This window comes from Cerasibacillus terrae, from assembly GCF_008039555.1.
Taxonomy (GTDB): Bacteria; Bacillota; Bacilli; order Bacillales; family Amphibacillaceae; genus Cerasibacillus; species Cerasibacillus terrae.
The window spans coordinates 24,335-37,877 of the sequence record NZ_VDUW01000013.1 but is presented as its reverse complement, the minus strand read 5'-3'; the positions used below and the strand labels follow the sequence as shown (position 1 = coordinate 37,877).

The following is a 13,543-nucleotide window of genomic DNA, read 5'->3' as shown; positions in this document are numbered from 1 at the left end:
TGCAAGATTTGAGAGGTGAAGCAGTTGGCAGGTCAACTAGTTCAGTATGGGCAACATCGCAAGCGTAGAAGTTATGCTCGAATCAGTGAAGTATTAGAATTACCGAATTTAATTGAGATTCAAACCGCTTCTTACCAATGGTTTTTAGAAGAGGGAATGCGAGAGATGTTTCGTGATATCTCTCCTATTGAGGATTTTACGGGAAATCTTTCATTAGAATTTGTCGATTATACAATGGCTGATCCAAAGTATCCTGTAGAAGAATCGAAAGAAAGGGATGTAACCTATGACGCACCCCTTCGTGTTAAAGTTCGATTGATTAACAATGAAACAGGTGAAGTAAAAGAACAGGAAGTTTTTATGGGCGATTTTCCATTGATGACAGATACAGGGACATTTATCATCAATGGTGCAGAACGTGTCATCGTTTCACAGTTAGTACGTTCTCCTAGTGTTTATTACAACGAAAAAATAGACAAAAATGGGAAAAGAGGTTTAACTGCAACCGTTATACCTAACCGTGGTGCATGGCTTGAATTTGAAACAGATGCCAAAGATGTTGTGCACGTCAGAATAGATCGCACAAGGAAATTGCCGATTACCGTTTTATTACGTGCACTTGGGTTTAATTCTGATGAGGAGATTATCGATTTAATAGGAGACAATGAATACCTATTAAATACATTAGAAAAAGATAATACCGAAACAACTGAAAAAGCCTTGCTAGAAATATATGAACGTTTGCGACCAGGTGAACCACCTACAGTAGAAAATGCAAAAAGTTTGCTTGTATCACGATTTTTCGATCCGAAACGTTATGATCTTGCGTATGTTGGTCGATATAAAATAAATAAAAAGTTACATTTACAGAACAGATTATTCAATCAGGTGCTTGCAGAACCGATTGTTGATCCAGAAACAGGGGAAGTTTTAGCACAAAAAGGGGATAAGCTAGAGCGAAAACTACTCAATAAAATCATCCCGTATTTAGATGATGAAACGTCATTGGTAGGGGAAAAAGTTTTTGATTCAGAAGAAGCTATCCTAGATGAACCTGTTAGACTTCAATCTATTAAAATCTTTGACCCGACAGATCCTGAAAGGGAACGTATCTTAAATGTAATTGGTAATGGAAATGTAGGATCAGATGTGAAAAATATTACACCTGCAGATATTTTATCATCTATTGGCTACTTTTTTAATTTATTACATCAGGTAGGATACACAGATGATATTGACCATTTAGGAAACCGTCGACTACGTTCAGTAGGTGAACTATTACAAAATCAATTTCGAATCGGTTTGTCCCGTATGGAACGTGTTGTAAGAGAAAGAATGTCCATTCAGGATACTTCAAGTATTACACCACAACAACTGATTAATATTCGACCAGTTATTGCATCGATTAAAGAATTTTTCGGAAGTTCTCAGTTATCTCAGTTTATGGATCAAACAAATCCATTAGCTGAATTAACTCATAAACGTCGTTTATCAGCACTTGGACCAGGTGGTTTAACTCGTGAGCGGGCAGGATTTGAAGTGCGAGACGTTCACTACTCACACTATGGGAGAATGTGTCCGATCGAAACGCCAGAAGGTCCAAACATCGGTTTAATTAACTCACTGTCATCCTATGCGAAGGTAAATAAGTTTGGATTTATCGAAACACCTTATCGCCGAGTTGATCCGGAAACAGGAAAAGTAACTGGCCATATTGATTATTTGACAGCTGATGAAGAAGATAATTACGTTGTTGCGCAAGCGAACGCACCACTCGATGAAAATGGCGTTTTCATTGATGAAGAAGTAATTGCCAGATTTCGTGGAGAGAACATTGAGGTGAAATATACTCAAATCGATTATATGGACGTATCACCTAAGCAGGTAGTATCAGCTGCAACCGCTTGTGTACCGTTCTTAGAAAATGATGACTCGAACCGTGCTCTAATGGGTGCAAACATGCAACGCCAGGCAGTACCACTGTTGGAGCCTGAATCTCCAATTGTAGGAACAGGAATGGAATATGTGTCTGGAAAGGACTCTGGTGCTGCTATTATTTGCCGTCATGCTGGAATTGTTGAGAGTGTAGAAGCGAAAGAAGTTGTTGTTCGTCGGATTTCAGAAGTTGATGGAAAAGAAGTAAAAGGCGATGTAGATCGATATGGTTTACGGAAATATGAACGTTCTAACCAAGGTTCATGCTATAATCAACGCCCAATTGTAAAAGCGGGAGATCGTGTGGCAAAAGGAGAAATCCTTGCAGATGGTCCGTCTATGGAAAAAGGTGAATTAGCATTAGGACGTAATATCTTAATCGGCTTTATGGCATGGGAAGGATATAACTATGAGGACGCGATTATTATGAGTGAGCGTCTTGTTAAAGATGATGTGTATACATCAATTCATATTGAAGAATATGAATCAGAATCCCGTGATACAAAATTAGGGCCTGAAGAAATTACAAGAGATATACCTAATGTTGGTGAAGATGCACTGAAAAACTTAAATGAGCAAGGAATTATCCGTATTGGTGCAGAAGTAAAGGATGGCGATATCCTAGTTGGGAAAGTAACACCAAAAGGAGTAACAGAACTCTCAGCAGAAGAACGTTTATTACATGCTATTTTTGGTGAAAAGGCTCGCGAGGTTCGTGATACTTCATTGCGTGTACCACATGGTGCAGGTGGAATTGTATTAGACGTTAAAGTATTCAACCGTGAAGACGGTGACGAATTACCTCCAGGTGTAAATAAACTTGTTCGTGTATATATTGTTCAAAAGCGTAAAATCAAAGAAGGAGACAAGATGGCAGGTAGACACGGAAACAAAGGTGTTATATCCAGAATTCTACCAGAAGAAGATATGCCATATTTACCAGATGGAAATCCAATCGATATTATGTTGAATCCACTTGGAGTTCCTTCACGAATGAACATTGGGCAAGTTTTTGAATTGCATCTAGGAATGGCAGCTCGTAAACTAGGTATTCATGTTGCTTCTCCGGTATTTGATGGAGCGACAGAACAAGATGTTTGGGAAGCACTGGATGAAGCGGGAATGCCAAGAGATGCCAAAACGGTTCTCTATGATGGAAGGACAGGTGAACCGTTTGACAATCGTGTATCTGTAGGTGTAATGTACATGATTAAATTAGCACATATGGTTGATGACAAACTACATGCTCGTTCAACTGGACCATATTCTTTAGTTACACAACAGCCATTGGGTGGTAAGGCCCAATTTGGTGGACAACGTTTTGGTGAAATGGAGGTATGGGCTCTAGAGGCATATGGAGCGGCATACACGTTACAAGAATTACTAACCGTTAAATCAGATGACGTTGTTGGGCGTGTGCAAACATATGAGTCAATTGTAAAAGGCGAAAATGCCCCAGAACCAGGTATACCAGAATCTTTTAAAGTTCTAATTAAAGAATTACAAAGTTTAGGGATTGATGTGAAAATCCTTTCAAGTGATAAGGAAGAAATTGAACTTCGCGAATTGGAAAAGGAAGACTCACAGCAAGCAAGTAAGCTTAACTTAGACTTAGAACAAAGTAAGAAATAAAGATGAATTAAACAAAATATGATAATTCCACTGATGAGATGACTTTTCCCATCAGTGGATAACCAATTTCAATGGGTAAAATCATACATTAAAAAGGGAGGTAGCCCCTTGTTAGATGTAAATAATTTTGAGTATATGAAAATAGGATTGGCTTCACCAGAAAAAATTCGTTCCTGGTCATACGGTGAGGTAAAGAAACCAGAAACAATTAATTACCGTACATTGAAACCAGAGAAAGATGGGCTCTTTTGTGAGCGGATTTTTGGACCTGCGAAAGACTGGGAATGTCATTGTGGAAAATATAAACGAATTCGTTATAAAGGTATTGTATGTGATCGTTGCGGGGTTGAGGTAACCAAAGCATCTGTGCGTCGTGAACGCATGGGACATATTGAACTTGCTGCACCCGTATCACATATATGGTATTTCAAAGGGATTCCGAGTAGAATGGGACTTCTTTTAGATATGTCGCCAAGAGCATTAGAAGAGGTTATTTATTTTGCGGCATACATTGTAACAGAATCAGGTAATACTCCGTTAGAGAAAAAACAATTATTATCTGAAAAAGAGTTCCGCTCTTATTATGATAAATACGGAAACACCTTTCATGCACAAATGGGAGCAGAAGCGATTCGTAAATTACTTCAAGATATTGATTTAGATAAAGAAGTAAACACAATCAAAGAAGAATTAAAAACTATTCAAGGTCAACGTAGAACGCGTGCAATCAGACGACTAGAAGTGTTAGAGGCATTTCGTAATTCTGGAAATGACCCATCGTGGATGGTATTGGATGTTCTTCCAGTTATTCCGCCAGAAATTCGCCCAATGGTGCAATTAGATGGTGGTCGATTTGCAACTTCCGATTTAAATGATTTATATCGTCGTGTTATTAATCGTAATAATCGATTAAAACGATTACTTGATCTTGGTGCTCCAGGAATCATTGTCCAAAACGAAAAAAGAATGCTTCAAGAAGCGGTTGATGCATTAATTGATAACGGACGTCGTGGTCGTCCAGTAACTGGTCCAGGTAACCGACCATTGAAATCACTGTCCCATATGTTAAAAGGGAAGCAAGGTCGTTTTCGTCAGAACTTACTTGGAAAACGTGTTGACTATTCCGGTAGATCAGTTATTGTTGTAGGACCAAATTTAAAAATGTATCAATGTGGACTACCTAAAGAAATGGCTCTAGAATTATTTAAACCATTTGTTATGAAGGAGCTTGTTGAAAAAGGGATTGCTCATAATATAAAGTCTTCTAAACGTAAAATTGAGCGTATGCATCCAGATGTTTGGGGTGTTTTAGAAGAGGTAATTAAGGAACATCCGGTACTCCTAAATAGGGCACCAACCTTACACCGCTTGGGTATTCAAGCGTTTGAACCGACATTGGTTGAAGGACGTGCCATCCACTTACATCCACTTGTTTGTACGGCGTATAACGCGGACTTCGATGGAGATCAGATGGCTGTTCACGTTCCTTTATCAGCTGAGGCACAGGCGGAAGCGCGTATTTTAATGCTAGCTGCTCAAAATATTTTGAATCCGAAAGATGGAAAACCTGTTGTTACACCTTCACAAGACATGGTTTTAGGTAACTATTACTTAACACTCGAACGAGAAGGTGCTCTTGGAGAAGGGAAAGTTTTTAAAGACATAAACGAAGCTTTGATGGCTTATCAAGCAAATTATGTACATTTACACACAAGAGTAGCAGTAAGAGCATCCAGTTTTAATAATGAAACATTCACAGAAGAACAAAATAATCAATTGTTATTAACAACAATTGGAAAGTTGATCTTTAATGAGATGCTTCCAAACTCATTCCCATACATTAATGAACCAACAAGGATGAATCTGGAAGTACAAACCCCTGAAAAATACTTTGTCGAGCGTGGGGCGAATATCCATGAAGAGATTCAATCAAGGGAATTGGTAAAACCATTTAAAAAAGGTTTCTTAGGTGATATTATCGCTGAGGTCTTTAAACGCTTTAAAATTAGCGAAACATCTCGAATGCTAGACTTAATGAAAGATTTAGGCTTCCATTATGCGACTGTTGCTGGTATGACTGTCGGGATATCTGATGTTGTTGTTCTTGCAGAAAAAGAAGAATTATTAAATGAAGCTCAGGAGAAAGTGGACCGTGTGTTGAAACAATTTAGACGCGGACTAATTACAGAAGAAGAACGTTATGAGCGTGTCATTTCAATTTGGTCAGATGTAAAAGATGTTGTTCAGGACAAATTAATGGACTCCTTAGATCGCATGAATCCAATCTTTATGATGAGTGATTCTGGTGCAAGGGGTAACCCATCTAACTTTACACAGCTTGCAGGTATGCGTGGTCTAATGGCGAACCCGTCAGGTCGTATTATTGAGCTACCAATTAAATCAAGTTTCCGTGAAGGTTTAACTGTATTAGAATACTTTATCTCAACACACGGGGCACGAAAAGGACTTGCGGATACAGCATTGAAAACTGCTGACTCGGGATATTTAACCCGTCGTCTTGTTGATGTTGCGCAAGATGTTATTATTCGTGAGAATGATTGTGGAACAGATCGTGGTTCCAGAGTTGCTGCCCTTACAGAAGGCGCAGAAGTCATTGAACCACTATATGACCGCTTAGTTGGAAGGACTGCATTTGAAAATGTAATAATGCCGGACACAGATGAAGTCATTGTTGCTGTAAATGAGGTTATTTCAGAAGATCAAGCAAAACAAATTGTTGAGGCGGGAATTGAATCGGTTGTGATTCGAACAGCCTTTAATTGTAATACACGTCACGGTGTATGTAAAAAATGTTATGGTCGAAACCTTGCTACAGGATCTGAAGTGGAGGTTGGTGAAGCAGTTGGAATCATTGCTGCTCAATCCATCGGTGAACCAGGTACACAGTTAACCATGCGTACATTCCACACAGGTGGTGTAGCTGGAGATGACATTACCCAAGGTTTACCACGTATTCAAGAATTGTTTGAAGCGCGTAATCCGAAAGGTAAGGCAACCATTACTGAAATTCACGGATTTGTTCATGATATTACAACCGAAAAGGACAAACAAGAAATTATCGTAAAAAGCGATATAGAAGAAAAATCATATAATGTTCCGTATAATGCACGATTAAAGGTATCCGTCGGTGATGAGGTCACTGCAGGACAAGAATTAAATGAAGGATCGATAGACCCGAAAGAACTCATAAAAGTACAAGGTGTAGAAGGAGTTCAAAATTACTTACTTCGAGAAGTACAACGTGTATACCGTTTGCAAGGTGTAGAAATTGGTGACAAACACGTCGAAGTAATGGTTCGTCAAATGCTTCGTAAAATCCGTGTTCTAGATGCTGGTGAAACAGATCTACTGCCGGGATCATTGATGGAAATCCATCAATTTAAAGATGCAAACCGAAAATCACTAGAAGAAGGTAAGCAACTTGCAGTAGGAAAACCAGTATTATTAGGAATTACGAAAGCTTCCTTGGAAACAGATTCATTCTTATCTGCAGCTTCTTTCCAAGAAACAACTCGAGTGCTAACAGATGCCACTATAAAGGGAAAAGTGGATGAATTATTAGGATTAAAAGAAAATGTTATTATTGGAAAGCTTGTCCCAGCTGGAACTGGTATCGAGCGATATCGTAAAATTGAAGCTCCTGTATTTGAAGAAGAAAAAGAAGAAGTAGAGGAAACAGTATAACTCAAGGAATATAATTGATAGGAGAACAGGAAACTGGCATATAAAGCTGGTTTCCCCTGTCCTATCACTTTTCTTCTGTTAATTTTGATATAAAAGTAAATAAACACATAAATATAGTTGACAACAAAAAAAGAGAATGATAATATATTCAAGGTGATTCAGTTTTAGACTTGTTGCTTTGGAGGATATGAAAGAAATGTCTTATGAAAAAGTAACTCAAGTTAAATCGCGTTTAATTATTGGAACAAAGCAATCGTTAAAAGCTTTGAAAACTGGTATAATTAGCGAAGTTTTTATTGCTGTAGATGCTGACCAAGAAGTCACACAAGGGGTTGTTGATATAGCGAATGAATTAGAAGTCCCCGTTCACTATGTAAACTCTAAGGAAGATTTAGGTCGAGCGTGTGGAATAGATGTCCATGCAGCAACGGTTTCCATTAAGAAACCATAGTTTTGTGGAGGATTACACAAAACATTTTGTTTTTTGTCAAAAGATGAACCACCTGGATGTGTGGGATTAGAAAACACATCCTTTATTGTGGATTATAATCTTAAAGAAGGAAGGGGGAAAAAACATGCCTACAATTAATCAGTTAATTCGTAAAGGCCGTACAAGCAAACCAAAGAAATACGGTTCACCAGCATTGAGCAGAAACTATAACAGTTTCAAAAAGCAATTTACACGCGTTAACTCACCACAAAAACGTGGAGTTTGTACACGTGTTGGTACATTAACACCGAAAAAACCAAACTCAGCTTTACGTAAATATGCTCGTGTTCGTTTGTCAAATAACATGGAAGTAACTGCATATATCCCGGGAATCGGACACAACCTTCAAGAGCACAACGTTGTGCTACTTCGTGGAGGACGTGTTAAAGACTTACCTGGTGTTCGTTATCACGTTGTTCGTGGTGCATTGGATACCGCAGGGGTAGAAGGACGTATGCAAGGACGTTCTAAATACGGTGCAAAAAAACCTAAAAAATAATAAATAAGAAATTTCAACAGAAGGGAGGACTATAAATGCCACGTAAAGGACCAGTACCAAAAAGAGATGTGCTACCAGATCCAATGTATGATTCAAAATTAGTAACTCGTCTAATTAACCAAATCATGGTTGACGGTAAACGAGGGAAAGCACAAAAAATTCTTTATAATGCATTTGAGTTAGTGAAAGAAAGAAGCGACCAACAACCAATGGACGTTTTTGAAGAAGCAATGAAAAATATTATGCCAGTACTAGAAGTTCGCGCACGCCGAGTTGGGGGTTCAAACTACCTTGTTCCAATGGAAGTTCGCCCTGAACGACGTCAAGCACTAGGTCTTCGTTTCCTTGTAAGCTATTCTCGCTTACGCGGAGAAAAATCAATGGAAGAACGTTTAGCAAATGAAATTCTAGATGCTTCCAACAACACAGGTGCAGCAGTGAAAAGACGTGAAGAATTGCATAAACAAGCAGAAGCTAACAAAGCATTCGCACACTATCGCTGGTAATAATATTATATTATTTATAATAAAAGATTTCACATAGGAAGGAGAAAAATATATGGCTAGAAAGTTCTCCTTGGAAAAGACGCGGAATATTGGTATTATGGCACATATAGATGCTGGTAAAACCACTACTACAGAGCGTATTCTTTTCTACACAGGACGTATCCATAAGCTTGGTGAAACACATGAAGGTGCTTCCCAAATGGACTGGATGGAACAGGAACAAGAACGCGGAATTACAATTACTTCCGCAGCAACCACTGCTGAGTGGGATGGCCATCGTATCAACATCATTGATACACCGGGACACGTAGACTTCACTGTAGAGGTTGAGCGTTCGTTACGTGTACTTGATGGAGCAGTTACTGTACTTGATGCACAATCAGGTGTAGAACCGCAAACAGAAACAGTATGGCGTCAAGCAACAACATATGGGGTACCTAGAATTGTCTTTATCAACAAAATGGATAAAACTGGTGCAGACTTTCTATATGCTACAAGCACACTGAAAGACCGCCTTGGAGCGAATGCTCACCCAGTACAATTACCAATTGGTGCTGAGGATCAATTTGAAGGTATTATTGACTTAATTGAAATGGAAGCACATTTCTATCTCGACGATTTAGGTACAAAATCAGATTCTGGTGAAATTCCTGCTGAATACCAAGATAAAGCACAGGAACTTCGTGAATCGTTAGTTGAAGCAGTAGCTGAACTTGACGAAGAATTAATGATGAAGTACTTAGAGGGAGAAGAAATCTCCAATGAAGAACTAAGAAATGCTATTCGTAATGCAACATTAAGTGTTGAATTTTACCCGGTATTTTGTGGGTCAGCATTTAAAAACAAGGGTGTTCAATTATTATTAAACGGTGTTATTAGCTATCTACCAGCACCAACAGATATTCCTCCGATCCAAGGTATTACACCTGATACAGAGGAAGAGGTAGAGAGACCATCTGATGATAACGCACCATTTTCAGCATTAGCATTTAAAGTAATGACTGACCCATATGTTGGTAAATTAACATTCTTCCGTGTATATTCAGGTACATTGAATGCAGGATCATATGTTCAAAACCCAACGAAGGATAAAAGAGAACGTGTTGGACGTATCCTACAGATGCATGCGAACCACCGTGAAGAGATCCCAGTAATCCACAGTGGTGAAATTGCTGCTGCAGTTGGTTTGAAAGATACTGGAACAGGGGATACACTATGTGATGCAGATAATTTAGTTATCTTAGAATCCATGGAATTTCCAGAACCAGTTATTTCAGTTGCTATTGAACCGAAAACAAAAGCTGACCAAGATAAAATGGGTACTGCACTAGGTAAGCTAGCTGAGGAAGATCCAACATTCAGAACAGAAATGAACCCTGAAACTGGTCAAACAATTATTTCAGGAATGGGTGAACTCCACCTTGATGTAATCGTGGATCGTTTGAAACGTGAATTTAAAGTAGAAGCGAATGTTGGTGCACCACAAGTTGCTTATCGTGAGACATTCCGTCAAGAAGCAGAAGTTGAAGGTAAATTCATTCGTCAATCTGGTGGACGTGGACAGTACGGTCATGTTTGGGTTAAATTTGAACCACTTGAACAAGGTTCAGGTTTCGAATTTGAAAACAAAATTGTTGGTGGTGTCGTCCCACGTGAATACGTACCTGCTGTTGAAGCTGGTATTAAAGAAGCAATGGAAAATGGTGTCCTAGCAGGATATCCATTAATTGATGTTAGAGCATCTCTTTATGATGGAAGTTACCATGATGTTGACTCAAATGAGATGGCATTTAAAATCGCAGCATCTATGGCATTAAAAGCAGCGAAAAATAAATGTAACCCAGTTCTTTTAGAACCAATGATGAAAGTTGAAATTGTGATTCCAGAAGAATATATGGGTGATATCATGGGTGATGTAACATCACGTCGTGGTAGAGTAGAAGGTATGGAAGCACGTGGAAATGCACAATTAGTAAAAGCATTTGTACCACTTGCAGAAATGTTTGGCTATGCCACAGCGCTTCGTTCTAATACACAAGGTCGTGGAACATATACCATGTACTTTGATCATTATGAAGAAGTACCTAAAAGCATTTCGGAAGAAATTATTGAAAAAAATACAGGTGAATAATTGATTTTTTCGCCAATGTCAAGTATAACTTTTAGTGAAGACTTAGATATTCTAAGTTAAAATATAAAAAACATTCTTTTTAATTTGAAGGAGGAATTATAAATGGCTAAAGAAAAATTTGACCGCTCTAAACAGCACGTTAATATTGGTACTATTGGACACGTTGACCATGGTAAAACAACATTAACTGCTGCAATCACAAACGTTATGAACAAAAAAAATGGTTCTGGTGAAGCAAAAGCATATGATGAAATTGACGGTGCACCAGAAGAAAGAGAACGTGGAATCACAATCGCTACTTCTCACGTAGAGTACGAAACTGAAACACGTCACTATGCACACGTTGACTGCCCAGGACACGCTGACTATGTTAAAAACATGATCACAGGTGCTGCACAAATGGATGGTGCTATTCTAGTAGTATCAGCTGCAGATGGCCCAATGCCACAAACTCGTGAGCATATCCTTTTATCCCGTAACGTAGGTGTTCCTGCAATCGTAGTATTCATGAACAAAGTAGATATGGTTGACGATGAAGAGCTACTAGAACTAGTAGAAATGGAAATCCGTGAACTATTATCAGAATATGACTTCCCAGGTGACGATATTCCAATCGTAGCTGGTTCTGCACTTAAAGCATTAGAAGGTGTAGAAGAATACGAAGAAAAAATCGTTGAATTAATGAAGGAAGTTGACCAATATGTACCAACTCCAGAACGTGATACAGACAAACCATTCATGATGCCAGTTGAAGACGTATTCTCTATCACTGGTCGTGGAACTGTTGCAACTGGTCGTGTTGAACGCGGTCAAGTTAAAGTTGGAGATGAAGTTGATATTATCGGTCTAGCTGAAGATGCTAAGAAAACAACTGTTACTGGTGTTGAAATGTTCCGTAAGCTTCTTGACTATGCAGAAGCAGGAGATAACATCGGTGCACTACTTCGTGGGGTAGAGCGTGAAGATATTAAACGTGGTCAAGTACTTGCAAAGCCAGGTACAATTACACCACATACAAAATTTAAAGCTGAAGTATATGTTCTTTCTAAAGAAGAAGGTGGACGTCACACTGCATTTTTCTCTAACTACCGTCCACAATTCTACTTCCGTACAACAGACGTAACAGGCGTTGTTAGCCTACCAGAAGGTGTTGAAATGGTTATGCCTGGAGATAACGTAGAAATGGAAGTTGATCTAATCGCACCAATCGCTATTGAAGACGGTACACGTTTCTCTATCCGTGAGGGTGGACGTACTGTAGGATCAGGCGTTGTAACTGAAATCATTAAGTAATTAATTTACAACGAATAGAAATATAAAAGACAGGTGGCAAACCCGGGAAATGCCACCTGTCTTTTTTAATAAAAGATTTACTTTAATAGCATTTTGGTATGAATATAGAAAATATTATTTAAGCTAGAAAACTTGAATTAAACCTTGCATTTTATATTAATAGTTTGTATAATAAGTAAATGTGCAATCCGATATAATGTATTAAAAAGGTTGCATTACCAACATCACTTATGTATAATGGTACCGTTGGTCTAAAGATAGGCAATGAAACGGAAGGTTGTTGGCACACCCGGCCCCTTTGCCATGGCGGTGGGCTAAGAAATTTTCGTGGAGCAAGTCTATTAAAAAATGGACGAAAAGGAGGGAAAATAATGGCAAAAGAAAAAATCAGAATCCGTTTGAAAGCATATGATCACAGAGTTTTAGATCAATCATCAGAAAAAATTGTAAACACTGCAAAACGCTCTGGTGCGAAGGTATCTGGACCAATTCCATTACCTACGGAAAAATCCGTTTATACAATATTACGAGCAGTTCACAAGTATAAAGACTCTCGTGAACAATTCGAAATGCGCACACATAAACGATTAATTGATATTGTCAACCCAACACCACAAACAGTTGATTCGCTAATGCGTCTTGATTTACCATCTGGTGTTGATATAGAAATTAAATTGTAATTCAGATATATATATAGGAGGTGTAACGGATGACGAAAGGAATCTTAGGCCGCAAAATCGGCATGACTCAATTGTTTACAGAAAACGGAGAACTAATCCCAGTAACCGTTGTTCAAGCTGAACCTAACATCGTGCTACAGAAACGCACAGAGGAAAATGACGGCTACAAAGCAATTCAACTCGGTTTTGCAGATCAAAAGGAATCACGTACAAATAAAGCCGCAAAGGGCCATGCTGAAAAAGCAAACACAACCCCTAAGCGCTACATTCGTGAGATCCGTAACGCAAATCTCGATGAATATGAAGTGGGTCAAGAAATTAAAGTAGATACATTTGAAGCTGGTGAAAAAATCGACGTAACAGGAACATCCAAAGGGAAAGGGTTCCAAGGATCCATTAAACGTCACAACTATTCACGTGGTTTAATGACACACGGTTCTAGATATCATAGAGGCCACGGTACAATGGGACCAGTTGACCCGGCGCGTGTTTTGCCTGGTAAAAAACTTCCAGGGCAAATGGGATCAGAACAAGTAACTATTCAAAATCTGGAAATTGCAAAAGTAGATGTTGAACGTAATCTACTATTAATCAAAGGGAATGTTCCAGGTGCAAAAAAATCATTCGTGAAAATTACGAGTGCAATTAAGGCTAACTAATCACTATATACGA

Annotated in this window: 9 protein-coding genes; all 9 read left to right on the top strand. The window is 38.6% G+C overall.

The features are described from left to right. Nucleotides 1–24 precede the first annotated feature (24 nt). The 9 genes from rpoB (at nucleotide 25) to rplC (ending at nucleotide 13,530) form a co-directional block, all read left to right on the top strand. Nucleotides 25–3,567, top strand: coding sequence for a DNA-directed RNA polymerase subunit beta (gene rpoB, locus FHP05_RS13850; RefSeq protein ID WP_147670338.1), 3,543 nt, complete (start codon nucleotides 25–27; stop codon nucleotides 3,565–3,567). 108 nt (nucleotides 3,568–3,675) lie between these two features. Beyond that, nucleotides 3,676–7,272, top strand: coding sequence for a DNA-directed RNA polymerase subunit beta' (gene rpoC / locus FHP05_RS13845; protein ID WP_147670336.1), 3,597 nt, complete (start codon nucleotides 3,676–3,678; stop codon nucleotides 7,270–7,272). A gap of 196 nt (nucleotides 7,273–7,468) precedes the next feature. Beyond that, a complete protein-coding gene (locus tag FHP05_RS13840) occupies nucleotides 7,469–7,723 on the top strand; it encodes a ribosomal L7Ae/L30e/S12e/Gadd45 family protein (RefSeq protein ID WP_147670334.1) in 255 nt (84 codons plus the stop codon). Nucleotides 7,724–7,847: 124 nt separating this feature from the next. Further along, nucleotides 7,848–8,261 carry a 30S ribosomal protein S12 gene (gene rpsL, locus FHP05_RS13835; RefSeq protein ID WP_147670333.1) on the top strand — a complete coding sequence of 138 codons (414 nt, stop codon included), beginning with the start codon at nucleotides 7,848–7,850 and terminating at the stop codon, nucleotides 8,259–8,261. Between the two features lie 35 nt (nucleotides 8,262–8,296). Beyond that, nucleotides 8,297–8,767 (top strand): 30S ribosomal protein S7, encoded by a 471-nt coding sequence (gene rpsG / locus FHP05_RS13830; protein WP_147670331.1) that lies wholly within the window; start codon nucleotides 8,297–8,299, stop codon nucleotides 8,765–8,767. A 52-nt stretch (nucleotides 8,768–8,819) separates the two neighbouring features. Next, the gene (gene fusA / locus FHP05_RS13825; protein WP_147670329.1) at nucleotides 8,820–10,898 is read left to right on the top strand and encodes an elongation factor G; all 2,079 of its coding nucleotides are present in this window, start codon (nucleotides 8,820–8,822) and stop codon (nucleotides 10,896–10,898) included. Between the two features lie 102 nt (nucleotides 10,899–11,000). Next, nucleotides 11,001–12,191 (top strand): elongation factor Tu, encoded by a 1,191-nt coding sequence (gene tuf, locus FHP05_RS13820; RefSeq protein WP_147670327.1) that lies wholly within the window; start codon nucleotides 11,001–11,003, stop codon nucleotides 12,189–12,191. 371 nt (nucleotides 12,192–12,562) lie between these two features. Further along, nucleotides 12,563–12,871, top strand: a complete 309-nt coding sequence (rpsJ, locus tag FHP05_RS13815; protein WP_147670325.1) for a 30S ribosomal protein S10 — start codon at nucleotides 12,563–12,565, stop codon at nucleotides 12,869–12,871. Between the two features lie 29 nt (nucleotides 12,872–12,900). Beyond that, complete coding sequence (rplC, locus tag FHP05_RS13810; protein WP_147670323.1) at nucleotides 12,901–13,530, top strand: 50S ribosomal protein L3; 630 nt, start codon at nucleotides 12,901–12,903, stop codon at nucleotides 13,528–13,530. Nucleotides 13,531–13,543: the final 13 nt, after the last annotated feature.